Below are 17,939 nucleotides of genomic sequence, written 5' to 3'. Positions count from 1 at the left end.
AGGATCCGTCATGTCCCACACCATTCACGACAAAAAGAAGCTGCTGGCACGGGTGCGCCGCATCAAGGGACAGGCCGGTGCGCTGGAGAGTGCACTGGAGCAGGAGAGCGACTGCACCGCTATCTTGCAGCAGATCGCCGCCATCCGCGGCGCCGTCAACGGCCTGATGCTGGAGGTGCTGGAGGGGCATATGCGCGAGCATCTCGGCGCCCCCGATGCCACCCCGGCCGAGCGGCTGGAGGATCTGGATCAGGTGGTCAGCGTCCTGCGATCCTATCTGAAGTGACGCCATGCAAAGATGCCCGGTGGCAAACCGGGCATCTCGTCAATCAAACTCCGCATACGGGGTCAGAGGCAGTGGCGGCATATCGAGATCTCCCCGCCACGGCTTGAAGGTGTAACGCAGGAACAGAGTGGCATGGCTGGGGGCATAGTCATCCGCCTGCTGAATGTCGATGCGACCACCGATACGCCAATGATCGGTCAGGCGGTGCTCGACCATCCCATTGAGGGTATAACCCATGCCACTGCTGCTCCCCCCCGCCACGGGGGCATCCTTATCCGGCAAGCCATCCGGCAACAGACCGGGCAGAGGATAACGGCGACTGTCATCGGTTCTGGCCTGTGACCAGGAGACAGAGCCACCAAGCTCCCAGGACCAGTCCTGCACGCGCTGGCGATAGCTGACCGGCAGCGATACCGAGAGATAATTCTGGGGACTGTAATACCCCCCTTGCCCCAGGGTGTAACCACTCAGATCCTGCTGATAGTGCCACCACATGGCGTTCAGTCCGACACTGACCCGGCGGTGATCCTCATTGATCAGCTTGTAATAACTGCCCCCCATCAGTCGGGTACGCCAGTTGTCAGGCACATTCTTGCCCGTCAGGAGATGCTGCTGAACGCTCCCCCAGAGACCTGTGTCCCCACCCTGGTCATGGCTCAGATCCAGGCGTATGCCATTGGCTCGCACACCGCCCCAACGAATGCCACTGCCGGGATCGCTGACACCGGCATAGGAGAGCAGAGAGCTATTGAGCGGACGGCGTGACGCGATGGCCCGCCACCCCAGGCTCTGCCAATCCCCTCTCACACTCGCCCCCCCGACCCAGTCCACCACCTCGAACCCGACCGGTGTTGTCCCCAGATCAAAAGACCAACGCTCATCGTGCCAACCGGTGGCGACCGCAGTACCCTGCTGTCGCTGTCGCTCCATACTACTGCAACTGGTCTCGGCACAGGTGCCCAGTTGCTCCTTGTAGGGCGAGGCAGGCAGAGTTCCCGCATCCATCTCGACCAGCTCGAGTCGGTTGAACCAGGTTCCGCCTGCCAAAGGCATATCCAGCTGCAGCATCTGGGTCAGGGCGCGAAGATTGGATAAGCCAGGCGTACCACTGGAGCCCCAGTAGTCACTGTCAAACGAGAAGGTGGTTTGCTCCTGACGATAGTGCCGATCAAGATCGCTGCGCAGGCCAGAGATCAGCCAATCGTCACCACGCTGGCGACGCGCCTGCTCGCTCAGATCGCCATCAGATATATCTTCCCGGGGGATAATACCGCCGGCCAGCAGAGCCTTTCTATCCAGGGCCAGGGCCCCCTTGTTGTCTCCGCTGGCAAAACGCTGGCGCGCAGCATCACGCCAAAACAGGGTGGTCTCTTGAGAGGAGGGCAGCCCGGACACCAGCGGGGCATAGGTGGCAAAAATCGCCTGTGCAATGTCAGGCTCCCCCAGCTGCAGGTAAAGATTGGCGGCCTGACGATAGAGATTCACCTTGTCTGGCGATGGGCTATCTGGCCATGCAGGCAGCCAGCGATAAGCAGCTTGGCGATCCCCTCTGGCCAACGCGATTTCAGCCATGCCAAGCCGCGCATCGGGATGCTGCGGATGTTCAGCCAGAATACCCTGATAGAGCTGCGCGGCGCGTCCCCTGTCACTGCGCACCATCGCCCATTGCGCCAAGCGCAAAGCGATATCCTCATCAGGCAACAGGGGTTGCAGCAACCGCTCGGCCGCAGCCTCATCGCCCTGCTCACGAAGTCGGGTCGCTTGTGCCACCAGTTCCCGGCGAGCAAGTCGGCTATCCAGCTCACGCATATCGTTGCTCCAGCGTGCTGCGGGCTCTTCGGCCAGCAGAGTGCGGGCTTGCGCCAGGTGGCCCTGTCCGGAAAGAAAGAGTGCGGTGGCATAACGCAACGAGAGATCACGAGGCGTGGCTGCAAGACGTTGCCGCAGCAGATGCTCACCCGCGGCAGAGCCATCGACATGAGCCAAATCTTCAGCCAGCCGATACGCCAGCCAGACATCATCAGGTCGCAAGCGCAATGCCTCCTGACGCCGCGCCACTGCCTGCGGCCATTTGCCCGCCTGAGCAAGCATGTCGGCCTCCTCCTCCAGCTGCTTTGCCTTGAGCTGCGCAGCTTGTGCCTGCAAGCGAGGAGATCGACTCTGTTTGGCCAGCGCTACTGCTTTGGCCGGGTCCTGCTTTACATAAAGATCAAACAGACGCCCCAGCGCCCGCTCGTTGCCGGGAGCAAAGGCAAGCACCTTGCGATAAGCCTGCTCTGCCTCCCGCTCTTGTTGACGAGCGAGTTCGCTGTCACCGACCCCAAGCCACCCCTCAGGTTCCTGCGGATCAAGCTGGGTGGCTTGCCGGTAAAGAATCGCAGCCTCTTCCCACTGCCGGGTGGCGGCAGCTTTGTCGGCACGTTCAAGCAATAACCAGTAACGGTTGGTCGCCAGCAAGCTCTCCCACTTTGCGCGCAGGGCTACGTCAGGCTGCCGCAACAGCTGCTCCAGCTGGGATACCGCTTCCGCACGCCGGTTGTTGCGTGAGTAGGCTTCGGCCAAGGCGCCTCTCAGCCCCTGATCATCAGGGTTGGCAGCCAGCGCAGCGCTGATCTCCCGCACCGATGCCTTGCCGGCACGGTTGCGTACCAGTGCTTCCTGACGCTGGCGAAAGGCCGGAGATGCCCACTGCTGCTCCTGGGTATCAAGCAGCTTCAAGGCCTCATCCACCTCGCTGTCAGAGCCAAACGTCACAACGAACTGGCGCAGCGCATCCATGCTCTCAGTACCGACCGGCATATCGCGGATCGAAGCGAGCCAGAGAGAGGCGGCCGCATCTCGGCTACCGGGATGAAGTGCCATGCGCTTGAGCAACACCATGGCCTCCTGATAGCGACCATCCTGCTGCAGGTTGCTCACCAGACCGGCCCGCAACCCTGCATGACCGGGATAGCGCAGCTCAAGATCCTGCAAGGTGGCCATCGCAGCCTTGTGGCTAGCGGGAATGCGGGCCTCAAGCAGCGCATATTCCACCGCCAGATCCAGCGTCGGCGGCCCATCAGAATCAAACAGCTTGCGGTATTCGGCTTGCGCCTCCTGCAAGCGCCCTGCGCTGGCAAGCACGCGAGCCTGCTGCAACTGCTGGCGCACAGCGGGAGCTTCCAGCGCCAGTGCGGCCATGATCTGCCGGTACTGGCTCGAATCCGGCGCCACGCTGGCCAACTTTGTCAGCGCTTGCCGGGCATCGACCAGCTTGCCGAGACGCAGCGCCTGACGAGCCCTGGCAGCTAGCAGCTCGGGATGGTTCGGCTCAACCAGAGAGAGAGAGTAGAGCGAATTGCTGATCAGCGCCTCGTTATGGGTCGCCTCCCCGACGCGCACCTGCTCCAGCAACCAGCTGACGGGCTCAACCGCACTCTGGGCCTGACCGCTCATCAGTAACCCGAGCGCCAGGCAGAGGGATGTCACTCTGGTTGATGACATTGCTCGCTCCAGCGGGGGATCAGATTGCCATTTGCCGCAAAACGATAACGCTGCTGATCCCAGCCTGAGCCGAACAGCGTCAGCACGCTGCCATAGTAGGCATGGGCATCCCAGCCGCGCTGGCCGACTTGTGCGCGCAGCGCCTCAAGTGCAGGCTCTCCTTGCATCAGGGGGAGCAGGGCCGCGGCAAAACCGCCCGCACCACTTCCCTCAACCTTGCCGGTGGCGGTATCGATGCGCTCCGGAACCTGGCCGGTTCGATTGATATAGGCCTGCATGGGCGAGAAGTGGGCCACCAGTTGCTGTTTCGCCGGATCGTCAGCGCTGAGCATACCGACCCAGAGATAGACCCGGATCGCATCATAGCTGCCGCGATCACCATGCTTGGCGTTGCTCACCCAGCCTGTCGGCTGCTGCCAGTCGACCCAGTCAGGGGCAAATCCCCCGGGGGCACTTGCCATCAACATGGCGGGCCACTGCTTGTGCATCTCTTGCCACGGCCCCTGCATGCCGGCGACTCGCGCCAGCAACTGGGGAGGCAAATAGGCGGGGTTGATCGTCCAGCGATTTTCCGCAACAAACCCTTTGGGCCCCGGCAGCAGCACCGGCCCCAAGCCCGGCACTCGTGCCACCTCTTCCCGGGCGATACGACGCAGCAGCATGGTGCCGATGGATTCGTAGCTGTGGTTCTGCCACAAACGCCCGGCCTCCAGCAGGCTGTAGGCGATCCAGAGATCCGAATCTGCCGCGCTATTGGCATCCAGCACACCCCACTTATCTCCCTGCTGCCCCCATAGCCATGCAGGCAGGAAGCCGGTCAGATCCCCTTTTGCCAGCTCGCGTTCGGTCCAGTTCAGCACCAGCTCGAACGTCTCCCGATCATCGTTGACCAGCGCAAAAAAGAGCGCATAGCTCTGCCCTTCCGAGGTGGTGATGCGGCGCGCGTCTGACGGGTCAACCACCCGTCCCTCGGCAGTCATGTAATCCCGCTTGAACTGCTGCCACTCGGGCCAGTCACACGCTGCTCGTGCCGGGAGTGCGCTGGCACACCAGAGCAGCAGTAACGCGATCTGTCGGATCATCTTTCTCATCTCTTACTCTTCCTTCAAACGACGGCGACTGACCTGAGCCAGCAACAACCTGAGACCCCATCCCAGCAGCAGCATGCTGATCAGCGTGACCCCGGCCAGACGCACCGGATGGTTGGCCAGCAGATGCCACACGCGCTCCCACCAGGGGAGATAACCCACCTCGTAGCGATCGCCGACATCCAGCGCGGTGACCCCGGCCTCGCGGATAATCGCCACCGAGCCCTCAACCTGAGCCCGCAGCGAAGGAGCTTGCATCGTCTCGTTCAGCAATCGGATACCGGCGTTACCATCTGCCAGCAGGGCCACCACACTGCGCTGCGGGTGAGCAGGCGATTGCAGACCAAGTACCACGGCTATCGCATCATTCCCGCTGATCCCGACCCTTGCCTCTGGCTGGCGGTCGCTGGCTGACGAGTGCTCGACCGACCTGAACTCACGCCTCGGCTGATTTATCCAGCTCTGCAGCGAGGCGAGCAGCGCATCCGGTTCGGCATCATGGCGAAATTCGGCGGGCAAATCGCCGATCAGCAGGGTATCAAGGTCGGCATCCCGCACCTGCTGCCAATCATTGGTCAGGGTCACCGCCAGGGCCGGATAACCGGTTTCCGCACCGATCGCCCCCAGGGTATCGAGCAGGGTAGATATCTGCTCGGAAGATGGTTTAAGCGGCATAACTATCTGTGTTTCAGATAGATCAGCCAGCTTGCTGAACGGGAAACCCGATCCGGAGAAGGCCTTCAGGTTCGGCATCTCGATCAGATGGCGGTAGCCGGTAAAGTCGAGGGTCGAATTCTCATCAATCCGAACCTGATGGGCCGGTGGCAACAGCAGATCGCAGCGACCATCCTCATGCCCGCCCATGAGCTGCTGACCATATTGGAACGCGAAACTGAGACGATTGGGTTGCCCGCTCTTGAGCCCGGGCATCCGCAACGCTCTGGACTCATCGTCGCCAGTCAACCAGAGGGGCAGCGTCAGCAACTGCTTGCCCTTGATCTCGTCTGGCGCCAGGGGATACGACTTCATCAGCTGATCGTTCACCTTCACATCCAGCCGGGAGCCGTCATGCAGCACCGGTGATGTGTAGTGATATCCCAGCTGCAGCTTGATCCCGTTCGCCCCCGGCTGATAGAGGTCAGGTGGCAACTTGACGGTGAGATCCAGCGGCCAGATCGCTCGCCCGCTGGCTTGCAACTGACCCGGATAGTCGAGCAACTCGGCAAAACGCACCGGCCGATCCAGCCTGACCCAGTTGGGTGCGTCATAGGGCACTCTTGGTGCCAGAGGCTTGAGCTCTTCAACCCGTACGCTCTGACCACGCAACAAGACATTCCCCTGCGCGATCCCTTTGCTGGCAAGCAGCAGGTCATCCTCATTTCGCCCCGATATCACCAACAATTTCACATAGGGGTTATCAGGCGCACTCACCATGTCGATGGTGGGCCCCGTCACCTTGGGGTAATCGACCAGAAAGTCGGGGCGACTATTGTTGGTGATAAAAATAATGGCATTGCGTGTCGGTATCTCATTGATCAGCACCGGAAAATGCTGGCCGCGCCATTGCGCCTTGGCCCCAAACCAGGACGCCAGCACCGCTGCCGCCTGTTGCTGCTCCAGCGAAACCGCCCCGGCAAATACCATGGGCAGCACCAGCTGCGCATCATCACGCGTGTCGAGAAACGGCATCGGGAAGAAGGAGAGCTCATTGCGTACCGGCAGGGTCTGCAACTGCAGATTGAGGCGGGTATCCCGATTGATATTGAGCCACAGGGTATCGCTGGCCGGGTTTTCACAGACCTTCTGATAGTGGCCGATGAAGTTCAGTTTGAGCCGGTTGAAATCCTTGGCGTAACGGGGATCAAGCACCATAGAGGCGTAGCTCCGCTGCCCCATCTGCTTGTCAACAAAGGGCTGCACGCCCATCAGCTCGTCATTGAGATAGACCTTGAGCTGCGAAACCAGCGGCAGCAGGGAAGGCGAAGGGGTGAAATCCAGATCCAGTGTGGCCTGGGTCACCACCTCGTCACGCCGTACGGTGAAATCGGCGAGCCCATCTGGCAAGTTGCCGCGCAGGGAGAAAGTGCCTGGCTGTGCAGCCATCTGCTCCAGCGTCATGGAACGAGTGCGAACCGGGGCATCTACCGCGGGCAGCGGTCCCGTCATCTCTGTCGCCGATACCGTGGAAGCCGCCAGTATCAATGTAAGCAAGTAAGGTTTTGGTTTCATGATGCTTTTACTGTCTGTGCTGTCGGGGTTCCGGAACGAAAATCCGAAGAGACGCGACGTGGAACAAAAGAGAGCAGCCAGAACACCAGCTTCTCACTGAGGATGCAGAGCGAAGCCAGCGGCGTGGAGCGCAGCAGACGCCAGTAAGCCCCCCAGCCCAGCTGAACTATCTGGAAAAAACTGTGCAACGGACGATCGCTGCCCAGCCGTTTTTGCCACAAAGACCAGGTATCGGCGCGGGCAAAGGTGCACTGGATAAACGCAATATGTTGCGCCTTGTCCATTGGCTCCAGCTCCAGCCCGAGGCGACTGCTAAATATGCGCTGAACCCGGGCGGGGAATGCCGCTTCCCGGTGTCCATAGCGCAGCAACAGCCAGACCCGCTCCTTGCCAGCCAGAGGCAGAGGCGCATCGAGACGAATGCCCACACCACCGTTCGAATAGTCGCTGAGGGTGCAGGGATAAAGATGTCCATTGGCCAGTTTGATGGCGGCAGGCATCGCCATCTCCACCCGTGGATTGCTGCGCATCTGGCGAGATTCGAAGGCAACGGCCAATGCTCCACCCAGAATGGTCATGTTGTAGAGGGCCCACAACATGCTGAGGATCAGGGTCGGGATCTCGTCGGACGGCCCGACCAGAATGCGCCAGATACCGAATCCAAGACCGCAGATATTGAGCAGCACCAGGATCAGATAGGGACGTGATACTTCCAGATCGAGATAGACCTCCTCCGTCAATCCCCCTTTGCTTGTCACGTTGAACTGGCCTTTGTGCGGGGCAAAGAGGGCCACAGTGGTAGGCCGCGCGATATACCAAGCCAGCACTGTCTCGTAGACCTCACCCCAGAAGGAGTGACGTACCTTGCCCTGGATCCGGGAGTTGGTCATCGCGCTATGAAACAGGTGCGGCAACATGTAAAGGGCGATCGCCGCCGCGGGGGCGTAGATGACATAGGCATGAAGGATCAGAAAGGCCAGCGGAGCGGTCAGAAAGATCAGCCGCGGAACCCCGGCCAGGAAATGGAGCATGGCGTTGAAGTAGCAGAGTCGTTGCCCCAGGCTGATCCCTTTGCCAAACAGCGGGTTATCCAGCCGCAGGATCTGCACCATGCCGCGGGCCCAGCGAATACGCTGGCCGATATGAGCCGACAGGCTCTCGGTTGCCAACCCTGCCGCCTGAGGGATCCGCATATAAGCTGAGGTGTACCCCTGACGATGCAACCGCAACGAGGTGTGGGCATCCTCGGTCACGGTCTCGACCGCCAGCCCGCCAATCTCATCCAGTGCCGAACGCTTGATGACAGCACAGGAGCCGCAGAAAAAGGTAGCATCCCACATGTCATTGCCATCTTGCACTAACCCGTAGAAGAGGGCCCCCTCGTTGGGCATTTTGCGAAAACGATGCAGGTTGCGCTCAAAGGGATCGGCCGAGAAGAAGTGGTGGGGCGTCTGCACCAGACCCAGTGCGGGATCCTTGAAAAACCACCCCACCGTCATCTGCAGGAAGGAGCGGGTCGGCAGGTGATCGCAGTCGAAGATCGCCACCAGCTCCCCACTCGCCAACTTGAGGGCATGGTTGATATTGCCCGCCTTGGCATGCTCGTGAGTAGGACGCGCCACATAGCGGATCCCGACCTCCTCGGCGAACAGTCTGAACTCCTCGCGCCCGCCATCGTCGAGCAGCCAGATGGTCAGTCTGTCTTTTGGCCAGTCCAGCGCCAGCGAGGCATAGACAGTCCCTTTGACGATGGCCAGATCCTCGTTGTAAGTGGGGATCATCAAATCCACCGAAGGCCAGCTGGCAATATCAGCCGGCATCGGTACGGGCGGGCGATTGAGTGGCCATGCGGTTTGCCAGTACCCCAGGATCAGGACAACCCAGGCATAGGTCTCAGCCGCCAGCAGTAAAAGGCCACAGAAGAGACTTATGGGATCAAGCCAGTCGAGGGTGGAGGTATAGCGCCACCAGATATAGCGGCATGAAACGGTCAGGGATAGCACCATCATCATCAGCATGGGATAGCGTCCCGGTACGGCACGCAGCACGAATGCCATCACAGCCAGCATGAGGACAAAGACAAGCTGGGCATAAAGATCAAAGGGCTGGGTAATACAGAGCAGGCTCAATAACCCGGCCACAGTACAGAGCAACACGCTCTTCCATCTGGCAACAGCCACGGCATTGCGTGACCGCTGCAACTGGTTGCGCTCGAAGTGCGCCAAGCGCCCCTCCAGCCACAAGGTACCTTTCTGCCACAGCCGCAGGCACCATGTTGGCCAGCGGAAAGGTCTGGGTTCTGGCCTGCAGACAAGTAGCCAGAGTGACTGCAGTAGCCAGCGAAGCGGGTCCCCGGGGCGGGCATGCGTCACATGTGGATAAAGGGTATCGCTCCGGGCAAGCAAGCGTTGCCAAGCAGGTTTCTCAAGTGGAAACAGTGCCCACGCCAGCAACCGCAACAGCGTCACTGACGCAGCGGCCCAGCGGGATGAGCCAGAGCCCCGCAACTCCCGGTAACGGTCACGTAACCAGCACATGGCGGCAGGTGTCAGCAAGGCAGTTAGCATGAAGCGTCTCTATCGTGACTGAGGCACCAGCGCGCCAACGCATCCAGCTCATGGGCAATCAAGCTGTCGGGCGCATAGTCACCGACCGGCAATTTGGCTGCCATCGCCTCCGCCATCGATTCATCCCGATGCAGGCGAATAGTGAGCAGAGGGACCCCCCCCTCCATCCAGAGGTCGAGCAGATCCTGCTGCAGTGCACGCCGACTAGTAAATTGAGTGACCACTACCTGTTCGTGGGGAAGAAATGAATGGCGATAGAGCCGCGTATGGGCGTTAGCGTCGGCATTGACCACGGTGAGCAATCGGGTTGATGCCACCGGCGTCACGCCAGCAGGCAGGTCCAGCAGCACCAGATCATACCCCTCAACCGCAGATAACCACTCAGTAGACAACAGTCCCGTAACACCGCCCTGAGCCAACAGATCCAGATCGGGTTGCCAGCAATAGATGGCGGAACGCCAATTGTTTGTCGGATCAGCCAGCAAACCCCACCCGCACACCTCATCGTGAGGTCTCCCGAAATGGAGCGGCAATTGATTGTCAGGACAGAGATCAACAGCCAGCACCCTGGCGCCCTGCCGCCTGGCAGCCAGCGCCAACCCCGCAACGATTGAGGTCGTTCCCACGCCCCCTCTTATCCCTTGCAGCGCAACGGTAATCACTCTTCGTTCCTTTTTTTCAAATCCAGCTCGGCGAGCAGAGGAAAGCGCGACCGGATCTCTGTCAGATGCTCTTCCAGGGCGATATCGTGATAAAGAAAACTGACACCAAACGCCTTCTGGACAAGCTCGATATCAGTGACCCCCCCCCCTTCTACGGAGACATCAAAAGGTGCCGGTTTACTGACCTGCTCATCAGTCGTCATGCTGCTCTCCGGATCATTGGGGATAAGGAACCCAGTCGCCCTGTCCCAGTTTGATTTGGTAATCATCCTGGTAATGCACCACCACGGTTCCCTGATTCTCCGACACCATGGGGGTCTTGGGCAGGTTGTTGATCAGCCCATTCCAGTCGATGGTCGGCATGCCGAACAGGTCACTCGCCAGCGTTTTGGCCACCAGATCGGAGATGGCTAGGTAGCTGCTTTCTCCCGGGATATGGCGAGTCGGCTCATGGGGAGCCTGGGTGCCGATAAAGGCCACGCCAACAGGAATGCGGGTAATCGCAGGGCTCGGAATATCCCGCAACCCCGACATCTGCATACGGTCACCGGTCAGGGCGGCACCATGCTCCGGCACCACCACCACCATCACCTTGCGACCGGAGCGCTCCAGCTCGGAGAGGAAGTGATCCAGTTGATCCAGCAAAGTGCGCAGCCGTGCTTTGTAGGGGGCTGGCTGCCGATTTTTGGCATAACGATTGCCATCATGCAGAGCAATAAGGTTAAAGAAGGTGGCATTGCGATCAGCTTGGCTCTGGCTTCGTTTCTGCAACCAGCGAGCAAACAAGGCATCATCCCGATAGATAGGCTCACCATCAAAAGAGGCCAAATCATGCGGTAAGCCTTCCCTGCTCATAGGTTCAATATCGAGAGCGACCAGCTCTTTTAGCTCCTTGAGATAATTCCCAAACCCACCAGAGTGGTCCATTGCCACCTGCTTCTCAAATCCCAATTGAGCCAACTGTTCCATTAACAAGCACTGTTTGGGGGCGGCTAAATAGAGGTCCTGATGGCTGGGCTGACCACAACTGGCACGCAGCAGACGAATCGAGGCAGGGCCGCTATAAGAGGTGGCAGAATTAAAGCTGTCGAACATCAGATCGAAATGACGCCATACAGGATGCTCCAGCAGACCGCTCGCCTCGACATCACTCCAGGCCAAAGAACAGATATTGATGACAAGCACATCGAAAGGCGTCGCTTTGGCAGGCAACTGCTGTGGAAACCGAGTCTCGCGCCCACGCTCTTCAAGATAAAAATCATTCAGATAGGTATTGAGGTTGGCACTGGTGGGCGGAGCACTTTGATCAAGCTGCTGTTCCAGTTCTCCCGTCCCAGATTCGTGTTCAGCGACCCTTTTCACCAGTTGGGTAGCCACGCTTGATGCTTGTGCATTCATTCCCGGCAGCACACTCGACAACTGAGGGGAGAACCACAGCCAGAGCAGAGCAACCAGCACCCAGGGTGTAAACCGTAACCACTGCGCCAAAAACAGGTAGGTCGTCAACATGACAAAACCAACCCCGACCATCTCCCAATTGATGAAACGCTCGAATAACTCCAACCAGTAATCAGCCGTAAAAGAGAAAACTTGCCCCCCTTGACTGACAATGCTCTCGAAACCAGGCAGCCAGGTGTCGTGATAGAAGAGCCCGATACCTATCGGCAGGGCGATCAACGACCTTGCGCGCCGCATTGGTGTAGTAGTGGAGAGTGGAAAAAGCAGAAACGCAGCAAATACCAGATTGGCCAGCGGGTGATAATTGAGATATCCCCCCCAAAGCAACGCCAGCTTCCCCAGAAAATAGAGGTTCCAGCCACCCAATCCGAGCCAGTTCCTAGTAGGGGTAGAAAAAGAGTCTGAAGATGTATGTCGCGTCATTGAAACCGATCTACCTGTAGCCACCAAACCGAACAATTGCGGCTAGGGCACAACTTCAAAATTGACAAGAACGTTATTTACCTATGCAGCGTAACATGCCATCAGTTAAATATCTTCATTCCAACCTCGAGAGCAGTATTACATACCAAATAAATGCAAGTTATTAGCTACATAATTCAATAATATTGCGTACACTTTACAATCAAAATAAGAGGGCGTCACTTAACTCCCGCTCCAGACATCACAATTTCATTGCGCCACTGGCCCCAATGAACTGGGCACCGTCTGCACATGCACCACAACACGCGAACTGCTTGAGGCAAAATGGGGATTGCGCCATGATGTCCAGCCCGGCTGACCGCCGGTTTTACTGGACAGTCAATTTCAAGGATCCCCCATGTTTGAACACGTCGATGCCTATGCTGGCGACCCCATCCTGACGCTAGTCGAGACCTTCCACAAAGACACCCGCGAGCAGAAGGTGAACCTGGGGATCGGCCTCTATTACGACGAGCAGGGCCGCATTCCGCTGTTGCCGTCGGTGCAGCAGGCCGAAGCCCAGCGCGCCGCCGCCCCAGCGCCGCGCCCCTACCAGCCGATGGAAGGCGCCGCCAACTACCGCACCGCAGTGCAACACCTGCTGTTTGGTGCCGACCATGAAGCGGTCAAGGCGGGACGTATCGCCACCATCCAGACCATCGGCGGCTCAGGCGCCCTGAAGATCGGGGCCGATCTGCTCAAGCGCTACTTCCCGACCTCCGAGGTGTGGGTCAGCAATCCGACCTGGGACAACCACAAGGCGATGTTCGAGGGAGCCGGCATCAAGGTGCATGACTACCCCTACTACGATGCGGCCACCGGCGGCGTGCAGTTCGATGCGATGATCGACTGCCTGAGCACTCTACCGGCCAAGAGCATCGTGCTGCTGCACCCCTGCTGCCACAACCCGACCGGGGTGGATCTCTCCCGTGCCCAGTGGGATCGGGTGATCGCACTGGTGGTCGAGAAGAACCTGATCCCCTTTATGGATATCGCCTATCAGGGCTTCGGTGACGGGCTGGAAGAGGATGCCTACGCCATTCGCGCCATGGTGGCTGCAGGCGTCAGCTTCTTCGTCAGCAACTCGTTTTCCAAGAACCTCTCCTTCTACGGCGAGCGCTGTGGCGGCCTGTCGGTCATCTGTCAGGATGCCGAAGAGGCCAGCCGTGTACTGGGCCAGATGAAAGCCACCGTGCGCCGCAACTACTCAAGCCCGCCCACTCACGGTGGCCAGATCACCGCGGCTGTGATGAGCCAACCCGAGCTGCACACCATGTGGGTCGATGAAGTGACCGAGATGCGCACCCGCATCAAGGCGATGCGCCAGAAGCTGTTCGAGGTGTTGAGTGCCAAGGTGCCGGGCCGCGATTTCAGCTACTTCATCAACCAGCGCGGCATGTTCAGCTACACCGGCTTCACCCCGGAGCAGGTAGATCGCCTGCGCGAAGAATTCGCCGTCTATCTGGTGCGATCCGGTCGCATGTGCGTGGCGGGCCTCAACAGCCGCAACGTCGACTATGTGGCCGACGCCATGGCGGCGGTGCTCAAGGGCTAATCCGCATCAGCCCCGCTTTGGCGGGGCTTTTTTTGTTTGTTGCGTTCGCGGTCACCTCTTGATGGATCTGCTCACCCTCCCCCTGCTGTGAGAGAATGCCAGCAGGTCACGTTGAATCTTTCTGATTCCAAGCCTGTTTATCTTCATCAATTTCAGGAGCCACTATGGATCTGATCGCTCTCTCTAGGCTGGGAGGTCGCCATCTGGTCACCCTGCACCTGCTGCTCGACAACCAGAGCGTCACCCGCACCGCCGAGCGGCTCTGCACCACACCTTCCACCGTCAGCAAAACCCTCAACCAGCTGCGGGATCTGCTGGGGGATCAACTGCTCTACCGCCAGGGCAACCAGCTGCTGCTCACCCCCATGGCCGAGCGACTGGCGCCCACCCTGCACCGGCTGTTGGGGGAGCTGAACGGCCTCACTCGCCAGAACGCCTTCAACCCGCAGCAGTGGCAGGGCACATTGCGGCTGGGATTGCGCGAGAGCGTGATGACCTGGCCGGTGGGCCCCATTCTGGGTCAGCTGATGAAAGAGGTGCCGGGCATGGTGCCGGAGATCTGGAACAAGGATGAGCAGGGACTGGAGGCGCTGGCAGCGGGCAAGCTCGACTTCGTGATCCTGCCCCATGACCAGAGCCAGCCGTTGCCGCGCCAGCCCGGGCTGGTGTGGGAGACCCTGCGGGAAGAAAAACTGGTCTGCCTGCTGCGCAAAGACCACCCCGCGCTGACCAAGCCTTGGGATCTCGATGCCTACCTGAGCTGGCGCCATATCGCCATCCGGGATCAGGAGCTGGCCAACCCCTTCTTCGAGCAGAGCCTGGCCCAGCAGCAGGTGCGTCGCCAGATTGGCGCCACCCTGCCCGATTTTGCCAGCGCGGCGGCTCTACTGCCTCAAACCGACCTGCTCCTCACCGCCATCGGTGGCTGGGCGGCCTGCATGGCCAGTCAGCCGGATCTGGTGATGCGTCCGGCACCGTTCGATTACGGCAAGGTGAGTCACAGTCTGGTCTGGTATGGCCCGGCCGGTGATGGCTCGGCCCGTCACTGGTTCCGCCAGCGGATCCTGCAACTGGGTCGCGAATTGATTGAGCCCTGAGCCGGACGACAGCGAGCAGAGATTGATGTTTCACCGCGGTGAAACATCAACGGCAAGTAGGGACTAGGGACGTTTGGTATAGATGGGGCTGGGGAAGGAGGCGACGTTGCTGCCCAGATCCGTGATGCGGGCAGCCCCCTGCTTTTTCACCTGATCGATGCGCAGCACCTGATGCATGGGGATAAGGGTCTGGCGCACATCGGCAAATTCGCTCTTGAGCTTCTCGTGACTGGGATCGACGATAAGCGCCGTGTGGTTATCCCAGACAAAATCGGCAATCTCGATAAAACCGAACAGCTGACCCTGATTGACTTCGCGCACATACACTTCGTAGCGCTCGCTGTGGCAAATAAACTGAACCCGATATAACGCCTTGCTTTCACTCATGATTATCTGTCATTGAGGGGTAAGAAGATGGCCATTATTCTAGCCGCCGTTCTCGCCCCCTCCAATAGACAGAAATCACAGTTGCGGCCTTTCCATGCCGCACCTCACGCCATGACGGTCACCGGATGACGCAGCCACTCAGCCCATCAAGGCAGGCAGTGAGACCGGCCCCAATCCCGCTGCACGCAAACGGCTGGCCAGCTGTTCCAGCTCGGTTTGGTGAGCCTGCGGCCATTGCGCCGCCGCCCCCCGTACCCCATGGTGGCGAAAGCCGTTGAGGCGAATGGGCACAGGCCCAAGCTGCTGCAAGAAGGCGGCAAGATCCGCGTCAAGCTCACCCTTCGCATCCAGAAAATCGCTCCTGCCCGGCACATGGAGCAGCCGCAGTTCAGTCAGCTTGCCGTGACGTGCCAGTAGTTGCAGCGACTCCAGCACCCGCTCGCGACCATAGCCGGTCAGGGTGTGATGCACCGAGTCACGCCACCCCTTGAGATCGAGCATGGCGCCGTCGAGCACCGGTAGCAGCCGCTGCCAGCCGGTTTCGGCCAGCGAACCGTTGCTGTCGAGCAGGCAAGTGAGATGGGTCAGATCCGGCGCGCCCTTGATGGCGGCAAACAGCGCAACCACAAAGGGGAGCTGGGTGGTCGCCTCACCACCGGAGACGGTAATCCCGCTCAGCATTGGGCCGTAGCGGCGCAGCAGGGCCAACACCTCGTCCACCGTCATGGTAGCAGTCTTGGGATTGGCACTGCGCGGGCAGGCATCCAGACAGGCGTCGCAATCGGTGCAGAGCGCCGCCTGCCAATGGGTCTTGCCCTCACTCAGGGTAAGGGCGCCACTCGGGCAGACCGCAAGGCAGTCACCGCAATCGTCGCACAGCCCTATGGTGTGCGGGTTGTGGCAGCCGGGGCAGCGAAAGTTGCACCCTTGCAGAAACAGCACCAGCCGGTTGCCCGGCCCGTCGACACAGGAGAACGGCAGCACCCTGCTCACCAGGGCGCTGCGTGTTGGCAAGACATCAGCCATCGGTGCGAACTCAATACTCGCCAATGGTCGATTCGTGGGCGACTACTCGCGGTGCCCGCTGACGAATGGCGGTCACTTCACTCGCCTCCGCACCAAGACAGGTGGTCTGCAAGCGCGACCCCTCTTCTGCGAAGCGGGCCACGTCGCTCTTGCGGATCATGTAGCCGGTCACCCGCACCAGATCGCTGTCGGCCACGTTGGCGGTGAACTCGCGCATACCGATAGCGAGCGCCCCCTTGCAGAGCTGCAGCAGCGCCTGCGGGTTCTGGCGGATGGTGGGATCCAGCGTGAGGATCTCGCTGATCCCCGAATGGTAATAAGTGTGGTGCGGCGCCAGTGCCAGCACATGGCTGGCGGGATCCGGCTCATGCCCGTAGGGGATGCGCACCCCGGGGGTAACAGCCACATCGATGCTGAGGCCACCTTGCGAGTGCAATAAAGCGCGGCCACCCCAGGCATGGGTCTGCGGGGTCGTGGTCACATAGGCGGAGAGCTGGGCCGAGATGCGATAGCCAAGCTGGTTCGCCTCCTCGCCATGGCCATAGCGATCCGGCAGATTCTCTTTATCCATCAAGATATTGACCGCTTCCGCCATGCCGTAGATGCCGAACATGGGGACAAAGCGCTCCTCATCCAGCAGCCCCTCTTTCACCAGGAAGCTGTCGAAGAAACCGGACTCATCGTGGAGGAATGCGGCCCGCGCCTCGATCAGCTGGGAGGCCAAGCGGCAGTAGTGGGGCAGCAGGCAGCCGAGGAAGTCATCGATCCCCTGACACTGCTCGGCGACCCGCTTGAGGGAGATGCGCACCAGGGTATTGGCGCCACCCGCCTGCGGCAGGGCGTTGTAGCAGCTGACGATGCCAAAGCCGCGATTGTCGAAGGTGTCGCGGTGGATCGGGTAGTTGGCGATGTGCGGCTTGCTGCACTCGGCGATGCTCTTCACCGCCTGCAGCAGCAGATCGTCCGGGGTCTGCTCCGGATCGTGGAAGAAGGTGAGGTTCGGCGCCACCTGCTTGAGCTCGTTGTCGATGCGCAGGATCAGACGGCAGATGCGGTTATCATCCGGCCCGATGTTGACGTGCATGAAGGCGTCCGGCAGCACCCTGTCCAGATAGACCCAGAACCCCTTCAGCTTGCGATAGAGGGTCTCGTCATCCAGTTCGCCGACAAACGGCAGCAGCAGATGGTCGAGCCGACCCAGCCAGACCGGCATGCCGGTGACGGAGGGGACATGGTGATACAGGATGCGCAGGGCGTTGAGCGCCTCGTCGAAATCCTGCGGCGCCGCCAACTCCAGCCAGGCAGAGCCCTGAGTCAGGAATTTTTCATAGTCCGGCAGTACATAACGTGGCTTGTAAGGGGCGTGCCCTTCGAACATGTCGCAGATAAATCCCTGCTCCATCGCCTCGGCGACTGCGGCAGGCAGGTCGGGGTAGGGCAACGCATTCTCGGCGGCCAGCGCCAGCGCGTGGCTCTTCTGGGCGGCGGAGAGATGGGGATCGCGCACGATGCGCTGACAGGTTTCGATCAAAGACATGGGACACTCCTTCACGGACAGAGCCCATATCCTCACCATTTGCAGGCTTTTTTTGAAGTGACATTCATGACATGACGGATGTCGAATAATGACATCCATTAC

At 60.0% G+C, this 17,939-nt stretch carries 13 protein-coding genes; 3 read left to right on the top strand and 10 right to left on the bottom strand.

What is annotated here, in order from left to right; translation table 11 throughout:
• Positions 1 to 10 precede the first annotated feature (10 nt).
• Positions 11 to 286 carry a metal/formaldehyde-sensitive transcriptional repressor gene (locus tag OKB77_RS09895; RefSeq protein ID WP_005340299.1) on the top strand — a complete coding sequence of 92 codons (276 nt, stop codon included), beginning with the start codon at positions 11 to 13 and terminating at the stop codon, positions 284 to 286.
• 39 nt (positions 287 to 325) lie between these two features.
• Here the strand turns inward: OKB77_RS09895 and bcsC are convergent, their stop codons facing one another.
• From bcsC to bcsG, 7 genes are read right to left on the bottom strand one after another with little or no spacing between them, the layout of a single operon-like run.
• Positions 326 to 3,769 carry a cellulose synthase complex outer membrane protein BcsC gene (bcsC, locus tag OKB77_RS09890; protein WP_270817550.1) on the bottom strand — a complete coding sequence of 1,148 codons (3,444 nt, stop codon included), beginning with the start codon at positions 3,767 to 3,769 and terminating at the stop codon, positions 326 to 328.
• Entirely contained in the window at positions 3,751 to 4,860 is a 1,110-nt protein-coding gene (gene bcsZ / locus OKB77_RS09885) for a cellulose synthase complex periplasmic endoglucanase BcsZ (protein ID WP_190973209.1), read from the bottom strand. The genes bcsC and bcsZ overlap by 19 nt, the downstream gene beginning before the upstream one ends.
• Positions 4,861 to 4,863: 3 nt before the next feature.
• Positions 4,864 to 7,086: a cellulose biosynthesis cyclic di-GMP-binding regulatory protein BcsB gene (bcsB, locus tag OKB77_RS09880; protein ID WP_150390216.1), complete on the bottom strand. Its 2,223-nt coding sequence runs from the start codon at positions 7,084 to 7,086 to the stop codon at positions 4,864 to 4,866.
• A complete protein-coding gene (gene bcsA / locus OKB77_RS09875) occupies positions 7,083 to 9,623 on the bottom strand; it encodes a UDP-forming cellulose synthase catalytic subunit (RefSeq protein WP_270817622.1) in 2,541 nt (846 codons plus the stop codon). The genes bcsB and bcsA overlap by 4 nt, the downstream gene beginning before the upstream one ends.
• A 23-nt stretch (positions 9,624 to 9,646) precedes the next feature.
• Complete coding sequence (locus OKB77_RS09870; RefSeq protein ID WP_042084270.1) at positions 9,647 to 10,315, bottom strand: cellulose synthase operon protein YhjQ/BcsQ; 669 nt, start codon at positions 10,313 to 10,315, stop codon at positions 9,647 to 9,649.
• Positions 10,312 to 10,518, bottom strand: a complete 207-nt coding sequence (gene bcsR / locus OKB77_RS09865) for a cellulose biosynthesis protein BcsR (protein WP_100654600.1) — start codon at positions 10,516 to 10,518, stop codon at positions 10,312 to 10,314. The genes OKB77_RS09870 and bcsR overlap by 4 nt, the downstream gene beginning before the upstream one ends.
• Positions 10,519 to 10,531: 13 nt before the next feature.
• Positions 10,532 to 12,139: a cellulose biosynthesis protein BcsG gene (bcsG, locus tag OKB77_RS09860; RefSeq protein ID WP_252656114.1), complete on the bottom strand. Its 1,608-nt coding sequence runs from the start codon at positions 12,137 to 12,139 to the stop codon at positions 10,532 to 10,534.
• A 454-nt stretch (positions 12,140 to 12,593) separates the two neighbouring features.
• Here bcsG and OKB77_RS09855 point away from each other — a divergent pair, with 454 nt between their 5' ends.
• On the top strand, positions 12,594 to 13,790 hold the full coding sequence (locus OKB77_RS09855; RefSeq protein WP_265775977.1) for an amino acid aminotransferase: 1,197 nt from the start codon (positions 12,594 to 12,596) through the stop codon (positions 13,788 to 13,790).
• 164 nt (positions 13,791 to 13,954) lie between these two features.
• Positions 13,955 to 14,887, top strand: coding sequence for a LysR family transcriptional regulator (locus OKB77_RS09850; RefSeq protein WP_265775978.1), 933 nt, complete (start codon positions 13,955 to 13,957; stop codon positions 14,885 to 14,887).
• Between the two features lie 63 nt (positions 14,888 to 14,950).
• Here the strand turns inward: OKB77_RS09850 and OKB77_RS09845 are convergent, their stop codons facing one another.
• The 3 genes from OKB77_RS09845 to OKB77_RS09835 all read right to left on the bottom strand — a co-directional run bounded on the left by OKB77_RS09845 (position 14,951) and on the right by OKB77_RS09835 (position 17,837).
• Entirely contained in the window at positions 14,951 to 15,274 is a 324-nt protein-coding gene (locus tag OKB77_RS09845; protein ID WP_005340296.1) for a DUF1820 family protein, read from the bottom strand.
• A gap of 138 nt (positions 15,275 to 15,412) precedes the next feature.
• A complete protein-coding gene (locus OKB77_RS09840) occupies positions 15,413 to 16,300 on the bottom strand; it encodes a YjjW family glycine radical enzyme activase (RefSeq protein ID WP_265775979.1) in 888 nt (295 codons plus the stop codon).
• Positions 16,301 to 16,310: 10 nt separating this feature from the next.
• On the bottom strand, positions 16,311 to 17,837 hold the full coding sequence (locus tag OKB77_RS09835; RefSeq protein ID WP_265775980.1) for a YjjI family glycine radical enzyme: 1,527 nt from the start codon (positions 17,835 to 17,837) through the stop codon (positions 16,311 to 16,313).
• Between the last annotated feature and the right edge of the window lie 102 nt (positions 17,838 to 17,939).

It is taken from the genome of Aeromonas sp. Y318-3 (assembly GCF_027706185.1).
Lineage (GTDB): Bacteria > Pseudomonadota > Gammaproteobacteria > Enterobacterales > Aeromonadaceae > Aeromonas > Aeromonas veronii.
This window is presented reverse-complemented; position numbering and strand designations above follow the sequence as displayed.